Origin of the sequence: Brucella pituitosa (assembly GCF_965577835.1) — a bacterium.
Taxonomy (GTDB): Bacteria; Pseudomonadota; Alphaproteobacteria; order Rhizobiales; family Rhizobiaceae; genus Brucella; species Brucella pituitosa.
The window spans coordinates 740,839-756,436 of the sequence record NZ_OZ264092.1; the positions used below are offsets into that span (position 1 = coordinate 740,839).

Consider the following 15,598-nt stretch of genomic DNA (forward strand, 5'->3'; position numbering starts at 1 on the left):
GGGCCTAATTGGGTCCACGGCGCTCTGACACTATAAATGAAAAAGGCGGCATTTCTGCCGCCTTTTTCTTCGATCACTTACCGATTACACGATTGGCAGCCGAAACAATGGCTTCCAGTGAAGCGCTGACGATATTGTCGTTGATACCGGCACCGAACAATTTGCCGTCTTGGTATGCGACTTCGACATAAGAAATTGCCGCTGCGTCCGAACCCTGCTTTAGTGAATGCTCGGAGTAATCAACAACCGACATTTTCACGCCGAGATATTTCGACAGCGCATCGATGAAGCCATCGATCGGGCCTGTACCCTTGCCTTCGATATTCTTGGTCACGCCATTATCAGTGATTTCAGCGGTCAGAATGCGACGGCCTTTCTGCTCGGGATCAGGATAGGTGTGGTGATCCACGAACTTGATGCGGCCTTCCGCCTGCTCCACATAGAGCTTCTGAAACTCTTCATGAATACGCTTGGATGGCAACTCTTTACCTTCTTCATCCGTAATGTTCTGGATGATTTCTCGGAACTCCACCTGCAGATTGCGTGGCAGATTCAGGCCGTAATCGGCCTGGAGAATGTAAGCGATACCGCCCTTACCCGACTGCGAATTGATGCGGATGATCGCTTCATAGGAACGGCCAACATCCTGCGGATCGATTGGCAGATATGGCACTTCCCAGACCGGTGAATTGGCAGTCTTGCGAACCTTCATGCCCTTGTTGATCGCATCCTGATGCGAGCCTGAGAAAGCCGTATAGACCAACTCGCCCACATAAGGGTGACGCTCTGCAATCTTCAGCTGGTTCGAATATTCGTACACATCCTTCATGCGATTGATGTCTGTGCAATCCAGCTCAGGATCAATACCCTGCGTGTACATGTTGAGCGCCAGCGTCACCACATCGACATTGCCGGTGCGTTCGCCATTGCCGAACAGCGTACCTTCAACACGGTCAGCACCGGCCATCAGACCCAGTTCGGTCGCAGCGATGCCCGTGCCACGGTCATTATGCGGATGCAGCGAAATGATCAGGTTTTCGCGATTATCGAGATTGCGGCACATCCATTCAATCTGGTCGGCATAAACATTTGGCGTGTTCATTTCGACTGTTGAAGGCAGATTGAGGATCAGCTTGTTCTCAGCAGTCGGTTTGACAATTTCTGTCACCGCATTGCAGATTTCCAGCGCCACTTCCAGCTCGGTGCCGGTGAAGCTTTCCGGCGAATACTGGAAGCGATAGCCACCCCCCTCAGCATTGGCTGCTTTCGCAGCCATATCCATGATCATCTTGGCAGCATCGGTCGCAATCTGCTTGATGCCCTTGACGTCCTTGTTGAAAACGACGCGACGCTGCAATTCACTGGTCGAATTGTAGAAGTGGATGATTGGCGTCTTCGCGCCCTCCAGCGCTTCAAAAGTACGCGTGATCAGTTCAGGGCGGCACTGCACCAGCACCTGCAGATCAACTTCGTCAGGCGTATCGCCCTGTTCGATTGCCCAGCGGCAGAAGTCGAAATCGGTCTGCGAAGCCGATGGGAAGCCAATTTCGATTTCCGGGAAACCCATATCGACCAGCAGGCGGAACATGCGCTCCTTGCGGTCGTGGCCCATTGGGTCAACCAAGGCCTGATTGCCGTCGCGCAGATCGACCGAGCACCAGATTGGCGCCTTCTCGATGCGCTTTGCAGGCCATGTACGGTCATCAAGCTTTGGAAATGGAAACGGCGAATATTTTACAGCCGCGTCAGGCATGCCTTTAGGCTTTGCAGCGGAGACAGTCGTATTTGGATTATGGTTCATGGTCTTCTCATCCTCCCGGCGCAAACAGTTCTGCACTGTCATAACGACACGGATATCTCGTCTTAAAATTCAAATGTGGATTTTGAGAAAGGAGCATGCGTCAGCGGGACTTCAATCGACCGCCGGACGCTCCTTTCAACGAGCCCGGCGATCGCCGCTAAGGCCGAGGGTAAGAAGCGAGTTTAGAACGCAAACATTTACGCGCGCGCTGGAAGCGGCGGCGGAATGTTCCAGAGATGTTGCGTTCTTCATAACCATGGAGACGCTTTTACACTCGAGGTTCAAAACGCGCAAGCTGCTATTTGTTTTATGCGCACCCCGAAAAGTGCGTAGCGGTTTTCGGATGGGATGCGCATCAAATATAAAGATTAGAGCGCCGATCTGATAAAATCAGATCGAAACGCGCTCTATGCAAAAGGCACGGAACTCGTGCCCAGCGGCAGTTTTGCCTCATCTTCCGGCTCAACGTGGATCACGACGCGCGCGCTTTCGATCTGCGCTTTCAGTGCATCTTCGATTCGGTCGCATATGATATGTGCGTCGCCCACGCTCATATCGGCGACCACAACCAGATGAAACTCGATGAAGGTGACACGGCCTGCAATGCGGGTCTTGAGATCATGAACTTCCAGCGCACCACCGGCATTCGCTGAAATCACATCGCGAATGCGCATTTCCTCGGCAGGCTCGACCCCAATATCCATCAAGCCCTGCACTGATTTATTGATAACGCCCCAGCCCTGCCAGAGAATGTTGATCGCAACCAGAATTGCGAGCAGCGGATCGAGTATCGCCCAACCCGTAATGACGGCACCGACAAGGCCAACCAGAACGCCGACCGACGTAAACACGTCAGTCATAATATGCTGGCCATCTGCTTCTAAAGCAGGCGAACGCGCACTGCGACCCGTGCGAATGAGCAGCATAGCCCAGAAAGCATTTATCGCAGCAGCGCCCGTATTGATCGCAAGACCCAGCCACGGCTCATCAAGCTGACGCGGATTCTCAAGCGCAGACCATGCTTCTTTTGCAATCAAAAGGGCTGCAATCGTAATCAGCACACCTTCAACAACTGCCGAAATATACTCTGCCTTATGATGACCAAACGGATGGTTTTCGTCGGCTGGCTTGTAGCTGACACTGATTGCCCACCATGCACCGAGTGCCGCAATGACATTGACGATCGATTCCAGAGCATCCGAATAGAGTGCCACGGAGCCAGTCAGCGCATAGGCCAGATATTTCAGCCCCATTACGCCCAGCGCAACAGGAATCGACCAAGCGGCGAGCCGCCGAACTTTTACACTCGCGTCCATCACGAACCTTCAGATACTTAAATTCTTGTCCCGACCAGCGGGTTGAGCTCAATATGAAGCTCACTGCGCATTCACTCTGGCCAAGCCAGTCAGCAGCATTTCGATAGCCGTTCTATAGCCTAGAAAGTTCAAGTATCGAACCCCTCTTCTGCACTTATCGCATTTAATTTTCTCCTGCAAATGCAAGGCATTACAGTTGCAAATGGTTCGCTAAAGCAGCTCCGGAAAACTATGGTTTTATAAGGCCCTAAATGCAAAACCGGCCGCAGTTTTCGCCACGGCCGGTTGATTGTTTTGTCGAACAGAAACGCTGTTAGTAGTTGCTACGACGCGCTTTATGCTTTCTTGCCAGATGCGTCACAACATTTTCGATCATTCGCATCCCCGCATTATGACCCAGTGTCATGATGGATTCGGGATGGAACTGAACGGCTGCCACAGGCTCTTTCTTATGTTCGAATGCCATGATGATGCCGTCTTCCGTCTCCGCCGTTACCAGAAAATCATCCGGCAGACGTTCAGGATCGGCAAAGATCGAGTGATAGCGCCCAACCGTTACTTCCTTCGGCAAGCCTGAGAAGATGCGTTCCGGCTTTGAAACCCGGATACGCGACGGCTTGCCATGCATCGGAATGCGCAGCTGGCGCAGCGTACCACCATAGGCTTCGGCCAGCGCCTGAAGCCCAAGGCAGACACCGAAGATCGGCAGTTCCCGCTTGCGCGCCTTGTCGATGGTCGCCTTACAATCAAAATCCTGAGGCGTACCCGGTCCGGGCGACAGCACGACAAGATCAGGATTGATGCGATCGAACACTTCTTCAGCAACCGGCGAACGAACGGTCGCAACTGTTGCGCCGGTCTGGCGGAAGTAATTGGCGAGTGTGTGCACAAAAGAATCTTCGTGATCCACAAGCAGGATCGAAATCCCCTCGCCCACTTTTGCCGCCACCCGCTCTTCTACCACATGATTGCTCTTCTGCGCTTCACGCACGGCGGCAATCATTGCAGATGCTTTCAGTTCGGTTTCTGCTTCTTCCTCTTCCGGATTGGAATCAAACAGCAGCGTCGCACCGGCACGGATTTCAGCCACGCCGTCTTTCACACGGATCGTGCGAAGCGTGAGACCGGTATTCATGTCGCCGTTGAAATGCATCATGCCGATAGCACCGCCATACCATGCACGGGGGCTGCGTTCGTTTTCTTCAAGGAAGCGCATAGCCCAGAGCTTCGGCGCTCCGGTTACCGTTACAGCCCATGCGTGGCTGAGGAAGCCGTCAAACGCATCCATGCCATCGCGCAGACGGCCTTCAATATGGTCAACCGTGTGGATCAGACGCGAATACATCTCGATCTGACGACGACCGATAACGCGTACAGAACCCGGCTCGCAGACACGGCTCTTGTCATTGCGATCCACATCCGAGCACATGGTCAGCTCAGACTCGTCTTTCTTGGAATTGAGCAGTTTCAGGATCTGCTCGGAATCTGAAATCGCGTCTTCACCGCGCTTGATCGTACCCGAAATCGGGCAGGTTTCAATACGACGACCATTGACGCGCACGAACATTTCCGGCGACGCGCCAACCAGATACTCGTTCTCACCGAGATTGATGAAGAAGGAATATGGAGATGGATTGATCGTCTTCAGGCGTCGGAAAATCTCGGAGGGTGCCGTGTGGCAGCGTTCATAGAACGTCTGTCCCGGCACAACTTCGAACAGATCACCACGCTGGAAGCTGGCCTTGGCACGCTCGACCAGCTTGGCATATTCGCCAGGATTGTGATCACCGCGCGGCAGGTCCCGTTCAGCAGGCTTGAAAGCTTGCACTGGTGTGGCCCGATCAAGATCGTGTGTGGATGAACCGCCGCAAACAAACTCGTAACGATCTACCCAGGCGCGTGCCGAATAATGATCCGCCACAAAGATTTCATCAGGAATGAAAAGCACCAGATCACGCTGATCGTCCGGGCGCTTCAACTTGTACTGGATTGGATCGAACTGGAATGCGAGATCATAGCCGAAAGCACCGTAAAGGCCGAGATTTGCATCTTCTTCAGAGAAGAACAGGCCGACAATCGCACGCAGCACGGTAAAGACCGACGGCATACGTGAGCGTTCTTCTTCGGTGAAGGTGCCGGTGGGTTCAGCAATCGTCAGCTCGATAAGATCTTCGTCGGCCTTATCGACCTTCACTTCGGCAAGCGCCTGCACCGTCTTAAGGATCGGACGCAGCAGGATCGTGCCGCGCTTGTTTAGCGCTTCGATACGCATCTGGCGAGCACGCGAGGTGATCACGACTGGCGGATCGACAATTGCCGTGTCCCATCGCGTGTAGCGGCCAGGATATTCGTAGTTGGAAGAAAAGACCGCGCCCCGCCGCTCATTGAGAGCATCGATATAAGTTTCGATGGCTCCCTTATAAGCAGTCAGATGGCGCACGCGTTCGACAACAACGCCGCCCGCTGTCTCGTGCCTGAATATCTCGCTATCCGCAATCTTCGCATTCATGACTGGCAATTCCCAAGTGTTATACGTTATCGAGCACTTCCAAAACCCGGCATTATTCGGATAGCCAAACAAAAAGGCCGCCCGGATAATCCCAGCGGCCTTATCTAAAACGCAAATGCACAAACGCCTGCGTGGCCGCTTTTAGCGAGCCCACCACCAGATTTTTGTATCAATGCGCGAAATGTTCATGGCGATACTGTTAGCCTTCCCTCGCATCGCTTGCAACTGGAAAATTGAACTCCTGAACGGAGCACACCATGCCTGCCATCCCGTTCCTGTCATCCCACTCCTGTCATACTTGTCAGTTTCGCTGCAGAATGAAATTTTTCAGACTATGCCGGATAGAACGGTGAGGAGAAAATCCGGACATATGAACCGGTCGAGACTATCCACCAGGACCTGAGCCGAAAACGCAAAGCGACTTTGCGTGACGCAAATGCGCCAAAACAAATAGATAGAGCAGCTTCAGCCTCAACTGAAACTGCTCTCGCCCTTGTTCAGGACTACTCGACTTATGGTCGGCGTACCTTTACCGGCGAGCAGTAGGTATAACACCTGCCAGACGTCATGACTTTATACGTGCAATATCACTTTAAGTATACCCGAATACTACTATAGGTTGTATATAGCTGGCAACTGTTAGTTCTATCGTTGATCCCTTCTTTTCAACCGCATGAAAGGGATCCAACTTATGTGTGCGTCAAAAGTTTTACCTTGCGCCAAACGCAGAATTCGGATTCATTTCGCAAGCAAATCATTTATAATTAATCAATAAAAAGACGCCGAAGCAGGCAGTCAAATGGGGACAACGATGAAAAATATCGATGCGATGGACAGGAGTATTCTGCACGCGCTTCAGGAAAACGGCCGACTGACCAACACTGAACTCGCTGATCGCATTAATCTTTCCCAGACTGCAACCGCAGAACGCGTCAAGCGCCTGACGCGAGAGGGGTATATTCTCGGCTATTCAGCGCATCTGTCGCCCAAAATGCTCGATCGCTCAATGTTGGTCTTTATCGAGATCAAACTCGACCGCACCACACCGGAAGTCTTTGAAACATTCTCTACTTTCACACGTGGCAATCCCGACATTCTGGAGTGCCACATGGTTGCAGGTGGCTTCGATTATCTGATCAAAGCACGCGTATCCGATATGGATCATTATCGGCGGTTTTTGTCGGAGGCGCTGCTGTCGTTACCCGGCGTGCGAGAGTCCCACACCTACGCGGTTATGGAAGAGGTCAAAGAAACGTCGCACATCGCTGTGTGACACTGGAATCATCGGCAACCCGTATAAACCTACTGCCAGCGTGATGACAGTATGAGACGGCACGTTGCCGATATCCGCTTGCCAATAATTATTTACGGGTATATACCCGCATAATGTCCAATCCATGTTTCTGCATCCTTCTGCGCCAGGCGGCGAGAAAATCTTCCAGCGTTTACGACCAAGCGCTGGCGCCGCTTGGCATCAATGTTGCCCAGTTCAGCCTGCTGCGAAAGATTTCGCGCGCGCAATCGATCTCATTGACCGAACTTGCCCGGCTTGCCGATCTTGATCGGTCAACCATGGGCCGCAATGCGAAGGTGCTGCAGCGTATGGACCTCGTCGAACAGACACCGGGTGAAGATCATCGTGAGACCCACATCGCTTTGACGGCGATGGGCCGCGACCTTGTCGAGCGCGGCGCACCGCTATGGGATGAGGCACAGGAAGAAATAGAAGCAAAACTTGGGAGCGAGGGAGTGGAGCAATTGCTTACCCTTCTCCGCGCCTTTGACTGAAAACAATGACCAAAAACCCATTCAGCCTGTAACTGGCAAATTGGGTTGATCTTCAACTTTGCGGCTGTTCAAAAATCAGCCAGTGTCCGAAAGCGCCGAAAATGATTTCAGCCAGCCTTGCCAGCTTTCTTGCGCAAAGAAACATCCATTATGGATGGGTCGTCGCTGCTGTCACCTTCCTCACCATGCTGGCAACGGCTGCGGCGATGGGATCAGCAGGCATATTGATTGAGCCACTTCAAAGTGAGTTCGGCTGGACCAACGCGGATATTTCCTTCGCCATGGCTCTGCGTCTGGTTCTGTTCGGGCTGATGGGGCCATTTGCAGCTGCCTTCATGAACCAGTTTGGTCTTCGCCGGGTGGTCATGACAGCACTGATCATGATTTCATTGGGCCTTGTCGGCTCGATTTTCATGACGGAGCAATGGCAGATGGTGGCACTTTGGGGTGTCGTCATCGGACTTGGCACAGGCATGACCGCACTCGTGCTGGGCGCGACCGTTGCCGCACGCTGGTTTGAAAAGCGCCGCGGCCTCGTCGTCGGCATGATGACGGCCAGCAACGCGACCGGACAGCTTATTTTCATGCCAATTCTGGCCAGTGTAAGCCAAAACATCGGCTGGCGCATGTCGCTTACAATTGTCATTTCCTTCCTGCTGGCAGCCCTTTTGCTGGTTCTGGCGCTGATGCGCGACAATCCGGCCGATATTGGCCTCAAGCCATATGGTCGTACAGCGCCCATGCCTGCAGCAGAACCAAAGAAGCGCTTTGCATCGATGTTGCTCTCGCCTCTGGTAACGTTGCGTGAGGCCTCATCCACAACCACCTTCTGGGTGCTATTCATCACATTCTTCGTCTGTGGTTTTTCCACAAACGGCTTGATCCAGACCCACTGGATTGCGCTTTGCGGAGACTTCGGAATTGTTCCTGTTGGTGCAGCGGGCATTCTCGCGGTCATCGGTGCCTTCGATCTCATCGGCACGATTGCGTCTGGTTGGCTTACTGATCGTTTCGACAATCGCTGGCTCTTGTTCTGGTTCTATGCCCTGCGCGGCCTGTCGCTCATCTATCTGACGTTCACAGATTTCACACTCTACGAGCTTGCACTCTTCGCAGTGTTCTATGGCCTCGACTGGGTAGCCACCGTGCCACCAACCGTAAAGCTTGCGGCTGAACAGTTCGGCCCTGAAAAGGCTGGCATGGTGTTTGGCTGGGTATTCACTGGCCATCAGGTGGGCGCGGCTGCAGCTGCGGCTTTCGCAGGCTATGTCCGCACCGATTACGATAGCTACACACCAGCACTTATTCTGGCAGGTGCTATGTGTTTCGCTGCTGCTGCGATGGTGTTTCTCATCAATCGCCCGTCGAGACGTGCTGTGCTTCAGGCATCATGATGCTAGTGGTTCGATTCCGACATTTGGATCCCGCAGTTACAAGCACCGAACAAATGTCGGAATCGCGAAGACCACTAGCAACTTTATGAATCTAGTGGATTTTTCGAATTTGACGTTTGAAACGGCATTGATGTCAGTCGGGATTCAAACGTCAAATTCAATCCACTCGAGCGCATTCCGAAAAGTGTGAAGCGGTTTTCGGAAAAGATGCGCGCTAAAGAAAAATGATCCGAGTGCCGATCTGATTGAAATCAGGTCAGCACTCGGATCGTCTCCTGCCCTTTCTGTTTAGCGCCAGCACACCGAGGCTGATCAGAAGGGCAGCAGCAGTGTCGGTCCATCCCGGCACCTCACCAAGCAGCAAAAGCCCCAATACCAACGTCGCAACCGGGATGAGAGCGGACAGGGCTGCTCCTGCCGCTGTTCCCAACAGCACGACTGCACGATTGAAAGCAAAGACACCGAAGGCCGAGGTCAGAACGCCCTGATAAAAGCCCTGCAGAGCGATGTCGCCCCAAGCGGTTTCGCTAATGCCCTTGTTAAGAAAAAGCACGTAAATCGGCAGGAACACCAGAGCAGAGGCAACGGCTGCAATCGCCGTAGCATGAAGACCATCCATGCCTTTCCGGCGAAAGACCATCACGTAGATCGACCAGACCAGCGCAGCTGCAAAAAAGGAGAGATGCCCCATCATCTCCTGCCCGCCCAATTGTGAAAGGCCTGCGATCAACCCGCTTCCAATCAGGATCAGCACCACCCCGACCCAACGCGACAGCGCCAGCCGTTCCTGAAGCAAAAGAACACCCAGGATAGCGACGAGTGCTGTCATCAGGCCAGGGATAAGCGCTGCCGCGTGCGATGCAGGCGCGAATTGCAGCCCATAAACCGTCAGAAGCGCATAGGGAAAGCCTGCGCCGGACGCGAGCAGCACGAAGCCAAGCGGCCCCAATTGCCGGAAGCCAAACCCTTTCGCGAAGACCACCGGCAACAGCACCAACCCTGCCACGCCAAAGCGTAATGCAATGATGTCCGATGGCATGAGTGCTGTTTTAAAACCAAAGCGGGTCAGCACGAATGAACCTGACCAGACGAGGACGCCCGAAAGTCCCCAGGCCAAGCCCTTTATCGTATTGGATGTTGAAACCGAGATAGTCGTATCTGTGGTGGCCGTCATATCTGCTGTGCCCTGCTTCGTGAATAGTGGGGCGACTATTGCAGAAACCCGAAATGCAGACGGCACGGATAAGCCAAATATGAGATATTAGAAATTCTTATGCCGCTTTGATATTTGCTTCTTTGGCAACCGCACAGAAACTGTCGATCAAGTGCTTTACCGGGCTATCCGCACGATAAACGATATAGACCGTCCTGAACGTTGGTGGATCGAGCCTGATCGCCCGCAGATCATGCAGATCGGAACCCGGAAGACTGATTTCCGATAGCAGTGTCATACCGATGCCATGCCGCACCATTTCGAGCACGGTAGCGACGTCCCTCGTTCTGACCTGCTCGCTGCGTGCGCCACTATCCGCATGAATGATACGATCGATGATCAGCTCGCATCCAGCAGCCGCAATCAGCTGTCGATCACGCAAATCACCTGGAGCAACCAGATCACGCCGCATGAATGGATCATCACGGCGTCCCACGGCGACCAGCTCCTCCTGCCCCACTTCTGTTGCTTCAAGACCTGAAGCCGGTAGCGAGGTAATACCCAAATCGGCGATACCTTCGCTGACCCAGAGACTCACATCGTCATGACCACCTTCAAAGGTGCTGAACTCCACACGCGGATGAAGCCGCAGAAACGTTTTACGCAGATCAGGCACAACATATTCCAGCTGGCTGGGAATGGCCGCCACGCGTAGCCTGTCAGGCGCATTCGTTACCATCTTGCGTGCCTGCGCTTCGATCCGGTCCACAGCCGATAAAGCACTGCGCGCATCATCAAGGATGGTCTGCCCGAAAGCAGTCAGCATCGCACCATCGCGCTTACGGGCAAGCAGATCCAGTCCGAGGATTTTCTCCAGCGTCGCCAGCGCCTGACTGGCACCCGATTGAGTGAGGCCAAGCTTGCGCGCTGCCGCACCCACGCTGCCGGTTTCGGCTACTGCTTCGAGCAAGCGCAACTGGACGAGACTGATTTTCATAGCCTAACTTCCAAGTGCCGCATCGCCCCAATCGGCACGACGCGCCCAGCGGAAAAACTCGCCATCCCGCTTGGTGACAAGACGTTCTTCAGCACTTCCATCTTCATTGCACAGCTTCAATGCGACCTTGCCGCCACCGATACGCGTTGGCGCAATCACCCGCGCTGATACAGCAAGCGACGGATCACGTGTTGCAGCCAGATAGATGAACTTCTCGTCTTCCCATGGCACCTCGGCATCCTTGGTCAGACGATGAATACGCGAACGGGCAACACGACGCGAAAAATGGCACCAGTCAGGTGCAACCAACGGGCACTCGAGCTGATGCGGGCATGGCGCCGCAATATGCGCGCCCTGTTCAATGAGCGCTGCGCGTGCATCGAGAATACGTTGCCAGCCTGCAGGTGTTCCCGGTTCGACAATCACAAACAGATGACGGGCCGAGGCCCATAGCCGCTCGACAAGCACCCTGCGATCAAGGGGAGCGAGCTCATCCAGAACATAGGCAATCGTCACAAGATCCGCCTGCGGCAAATCAAGCTTTTCCTTGACCAGATCACCTGCGCGCCACTCGGTTTGAAACCCCACATTTTCTGCAAGCTTGCTGCCCACAGCACGGATCGCCGGGCTTGCTTCGATCATGGTCGCAGACTTGAGATCAGACCAGCATTCGCGCGCAGCCCAAAGTGCAGTCCCCGGCCCACAGCCAACATCAAGCATAGTCTGAGGTGTGAAGTCCGGGCACACCTCCGCAACACTATCAAGGCTTGCGCGCACAGCCGCATAGGTCGCAGGCAGTCGTGCAGCAAGATAAGCCTTGGCCGCAAGTTCATCAGAAATATGCAGACGTCCATCGCGCTTTTCCGCGCGATAGCGCCGCGAAAGAACCTCAGACGCACGCTTGAGGTCAGCCAGAGCTACCCCTTCAAGCGACGCGTCCACAGCCTGACGCAATAGTGACGGCAATTCCATCGCAGATCAGCGCTCCAGAACCTGCTTTACGTCGACCAGATTGGACCGAACGCGCAGGATATAAAAGCCCATTGTCGTCAGATGCGATGGCGTAAACCACGCATCAGGGCTTCCATTGGAAACGATAAATGGCTGCATATCGAGCGCCGAGCGCAACTGCCGTTCCATTTCATCCCACACACCATCAAGATGCTTTTCAGCCAGGACACCGCGGAAATCCGAATGGGCAGCACGCAGCAGACCGTAATAGGCATAGAGCTGGCCATAGGCGAACCAGAAGCGATCATCGGCACGCGTATCGAACCAACCGGCATGATAGTTTTCGGCACGATCCTTGAGGATTGCTGAGGTCGAACCCAGATCGCTGGCAATACGGTCGACAAACTGAATCAGATTGTCGGCGCGCGCATCAAACGTGGCCTGACAGTTTTCAAGACGCGTGTTGAACGAACGCAGGTCCTTGATGGCCGAGCGATAATAGCTTGGCGTCGGGGTCTTAGGACCAAACGGGCTCAGGCCGAAATACCAGGCATCTTCGGCAAACTGCAGATTACCGCGTGCCTTTTGAAGATCGCCATCGATTTGCGAGGTGCCGCGCAGACGGCCGATATTGTCCACCAACTCGATTGCCGTGCGGCGCACAGCTGCATTGATGCCGCGCTGGAACGACGCCTTGTTGTCGAGGAAAGGCGTGCGATCCCAATCGATTCCAAAGAAACCAACCTTGTAGAGCAGCATGGAGGAAATCCACGCATTCTGGTTCACGTTGAAATCAGTGAGATCAGCCGCAACTTCGGCAATTGCAGAAGGCGAACACTTACGCGCAGTCGATGGAATCTGCGCGGCCTGCATCGGCTGCGCCTGTGATTCTGTCGGGGTTTCGGATTGCGTGCTTGTGTCGCCGTTACCAGCAGCAGGTGTCGTATCCGTGCCGCCAGAGCTATTTTCGGAAGGTGTTGACGTTGCAGGTTCGGGCGTTGCCGCGAGCGGCACAGGCGTCGTCTGAACTGCTTCGCCGGGTGTTACCGCCGTTTGATAGCTGTACTTGGCTGGATAGTCGGGATTGAAATTAGTCCAGACCTGCGTTTGCCAGATAAAATAAATATAAAGGCCGCCAAGTCCGATCACGATGACGGCAATCGCAACTTTCCACAAATTTCCCAATTTAAGAAAAAGCCGCCATAAGCCGCCGAGCGGTACTGCTATCAAGCGGGCCAATGCCGCGATAAATCGACCAAGGAAGGAGAAAACGCCCCGTACTGCATTCCACACCGTAAAAATTCCTTCCTCTTGCCTGCAATTGCAGGCTATCCGACACTTTGACCTATCCGGGCAACAGGCCCGAAAAGCCACTGACCAATGATCAGCATATTCTGATGAGCTTCACACATCTCAAATAGAGTGCGGCAAGCTTTTCGACAACCTTGAACCAGTCTGTCTCCGACTTTATCGCGTGTTTTCAGCGCTCAAGGGTTGAAACAAGATGCCCCTTGCGTAACATGGCGCCACTTCGCACTGCTTCGGCTTTAAAAGCCTCATCTGCAGAACCTTTTTGACTGACGGTCCAGAAAAACGAGTACAACACACCCCAAAGTCGCAATCAGAAATATTTTCGCCGCAATGGTACTTGATCGGCGAAATCTTTGGTGTTTGCTAACAGCCGGAACCGGAAAAACAATCAACCGTCAAAACGGCCCGGTTAATGGAGAGAGAAATGAAGTCCACATCGACGTCCACACTCAAGTTTGCATTGAGCACGCTAGCCTTCACGACAGCTATTGTTGCATTGCCCGGTACCAGCTTTGCGGCCGAACCGGCAAGCTGCTCCACCGTTCGCTTTTCCGATGTGGGCTGGACCGACATCACCTCCACCACAGCGGTAGCCACCGAAATTCTGAAAGGCCTCGGCTACAAGACCGACATCAAGGTTCTTTCTGTGCCGGTGACCTATGCGTCGCTCAGTAAGAAGGACATCGACGTGTTCCTCGGCTACTGGAACCCGTCCATGAGCGCCGATCTCAAGCCTTATCTGGATGACAAGACCGTCGAAACGCTCCGCACCAATCTGACGGGCGCGAAATACACCCTCGCCGTACCAAAATATGCCTATGATGAAGGCCTCAAGGACTTCAAAGATATTGCCACTTTCAAGGACAAGCTTGGCGGCAAGATCTACGGCATTGAACCAGGCAATGACGGCAATCGTCTGATCCTCGACATGATCAGCAAAGATGCTTTTGGTCTGAAGTCGTTTGAACTCGCTGAATCGTCCGAACAGGGCATGCTTGCACAGGTTGGCAAGAACGTCCGCGGCAAAGAGCCGATCGTCTTCCTCGCCTGGGAGCCGCATCCGATGAACAAACGCTTTGAAATCGCCTATCTGACCGGTGGCGACGATTTCTTCGGCCCGAACCTCGGCGGCGCGACAGTCGAAACCAATGTCCGTGCAGGCTATGCGCAGGAATGCCCGAACGTCGGCAAATTCCTTACCAATCTCGAATTCCAGCTCGAAATGGAAAACGAGATCATGGGCAAGATTCTTGACGACGGCGAAGACCCAGCGAAGGCTGCAACTGCTTGGCTCAAGGCAAATCCTGCTGTTCTCGACAAATGGCTCGACGGTGTGACCACCGCCGATGGCAAGGAAGGTCTCCCAGCCGTAAAGTCGGAACTCGGCTTGTAATCTTTAAAGCCACAGGCCGCGGATCACCGCGGCCTACTCTTTTGTGAGTAAACTATCGGAGCGCATCCCGAAAAGGGTGAAGCGGTTTTCGGACAGGATGCGCGTTAAGATAAACAAAAAGCACGCAGCAGGAGACATGATCGTTGAACTGGCTGACGGACTATAAGATTCCAGTCGGACCAACCGCAAAGTCGGTGGTCGATTGGCTTACGAACAATATGGGTGGTTTTTTCGATACGCTTGCTGCGATCATGCAGTGGCTCATCGATGGGTTGTTATACTTGTTGCAGCTCCCCCATCCCCTCATCCTGATCGCCATTTTTGCCGTGATCGCCTGGTTCATCCAGCGCCGAATTTCGGTGGTGATCCTCACCGTCATCGGCTTTCTGTTCATCATCAATCAAGGCTATTGGGACGGCACGCTCAAAACGCTGACGCTGGTTTTGTCAGCCTGCTTCCTCTGCATGGCAATAGGCGTACCGCTCGGCATTGCAGCCGCCCATCGCCCTACGCTTTATGCAGTCCTGAGGCCGATTCTCGATCTGATGCAGACATTGCCGACCTTTGTGTATCTGATCCCGGCTATCGTCTTCTTTGGCATCGGTATGGTGCCGGGCTTGCTGGCAACAGCGATCTTCGTGCTGCCCGCACCGGTGCGACTTACCCATCTTGGCATTTCATCGACGCCTTCCTCGCTCATAGAAGCCGGTGAAGCTTTCGGCGCATCCCGCACACAGCTTCTCTGGAAAATCGAGCTGCCTTATGCCATGCCGCAAATTCTTGCCGGCCTGACGCAGACGATCATGCTGTCGCTATCCATGGTGGTGATTGCAGCGCTCGTGGGGGCTGATGGTCTTGGCGTGCCGGTGGTCCGAGCCCTGAACTCGGTCAATACCGCGCTGGGCTTTGAGTCAGGTTTCGTCATTGTCGTGGTCGCCATTGTGCTCGACCGCATCTTCCGCGCCGGACGCGAGAAATAGGAGAC

12 protein-coding genes are annotated in these 15,598 nt (G+C 53.9%); 5 read left to right on the plus strand and 7 right to left on the minus strand.

All coding sequences use genetic code 11. The features are described 5' to 3' along the window. Nucleotides 1-73: 73 nt before the first annotated feature. From leuA to ACSME1_RS03600, 3 genes are all read right to left on the minus strand, one after another. Nucleotides 74-1,801 (minus strand): 2-isopropylmalate synthase, encoded by a 1,728-nt coding sequence (gene leuA, locus ACSME1_RS03590; protein WP_024899394.1) that lies wholly within the window; start codon nt 1,799-1,801, stop codon nt 74-76. A 407-nt stretch (nt 1,802-2,208) separates the two neighbouring features. Then, nucleotides 2,209-3,117: a cation diffusion facilitator family transporter gene (locus tag ACSME1_RS03595; RefSeq protein ID WP_024899393.1), complete on the minus strand. Its 909-nt coding sequence runs from the start codon at nt 3,115-3,117 to the stop codon at nt 2,209-2,211. Nucleotides 3,118-3,430: 313 nt separating this feature from the next. Beyond that, on the minus strand, nt 3,431-5,626 hold the full coding sequence (locus ACSME1_RS03600; RefSeq protein ID WP_105705702.1) for an anthranilate synthase component I: 2,196 nt from the start codon (nt 5,624-5,626) through the stop codon (nt 3,431-3,433). 811 nt (nt 5,627-6,437) lie between these two features. Here ACSME1_RS03600 and ACSME1_RS03605 point away from each other — a divergent pair. From ACSME1_RS03605 to ACSME1_RS03615, 3 genes are all read left to right on the plus strand, one after another. Then, entirely contained in the window at nt 6,438-6,899 is a 462-nt protein-coding gene (locus ACSME1_RS03605; protein ID WP_024899391.1) for an Lrp/AsnC ligand binding domain-containing protein, read from the plus strand. 113 nt (nt 6,900-7,012) lie between these two features. Then, a complete protein-coding gene (locus ACSME1_RS03610; RefSeq protein ID WP_024899390.1) occupies nt 7,013-7,414 on the plus strand; it encodes a MarR family winged helix-turn-helix transcriptional regulator in 402 nt (133 codons plus the stop codon). Between the two features lie 101 nt (nt 7,415-7,515). Next, nucleotides 7,516-8,808 (plus strand): MFS transporter, encoded by a 1,293-nt coding sequence (locus tag ACSME1_RS03615; RefSeq protein ID WP_024899389.1) that lies wholly within the window; start codon nt 7,516-7,518, stop codon nt 8,806-8,808. Between the two features lie 256 nt (nt 8,809-9,064). Here ACSME1_RS03615 and ACSME1_RS03620 read toward each other — a convergent pair whose 3' ends face one another. The 4 genes from ACSME1_RS03620 to ACSME1_RS03635 form a co-directional block, all read right to left on the minus strand. Next, a complete protein-coding gene (locus ACSME1_RS03620; RefSeq protein ID WP_024899388.1) occupies nt 9,065-9,982 on the minus strand; it encodes a DMT family transporter in 918 nt (305 codons plus the stop codon). Between the two features lie 97 nt (nt 9,983-10,079). Beyond that, nucleotides 10,080-10,958 (minus strand): LysR family transcriptional regulator, encoded by an 879-nt coding sequence (locus tag ACSME1_RS03625; RefSeq protein WP_024899387.1) that lies wholly within the window; start codon nt 10,956-10,958, stop codon nt 10,080-10,082. Nucleotides 10,959-10,961: 3 nt separating this feature from the next. After that, a complete protein-coding gene (locus tag ACSME1_RS03630) occupies nt 10,962-11,930 on the minus strand; it encodes a small ribosomal subunit Rsm22 family protein (RefSeq protein ID WP_024899386.1) in 969 nt (322 codons plus the stop codon). 6 nt (nt 11,931-11,936) lie between these two features. Then, a complete protein-coding gene (locus ACSME1_RS03635) occupies nt 11,937-13,202 on the minus strand; it encodes a DUF2333 family protein (protein WP_024899385.1) in 1,266 nt (421 codons plus the stop codon). Between the two features lie 442 nt (nt 13,203-13,644). On the opposite strand from ACSME1_RS03635, the gene ACSME1_RS03640 reads away from it, so the two are divergent. Further along, entirely contained in the window at nt 13,645-14,613 is a 969-nt protein-coding gene (locus ACSME1_RS03640; protein ID WP_024899384.1) for a choline ABC transporter substrate-binding protein, read from the plus strand. Between the two features lie 143 nt (nt 14,614-14,756). Next, nucleotides 14,757-15,593 (plus strand): choline ABC transporter permease subunit, encoded by an 837-nt coding sequence (gene choW, locus ACSME1_RS03645; protein ID WP_024899383.1) that lies wholly within the window; start codon nt 14,757-14,759, stop codon nt 15,591-15,593. Nucleotides 15,594-15,598: the final 5 nt, after the last annotated feature.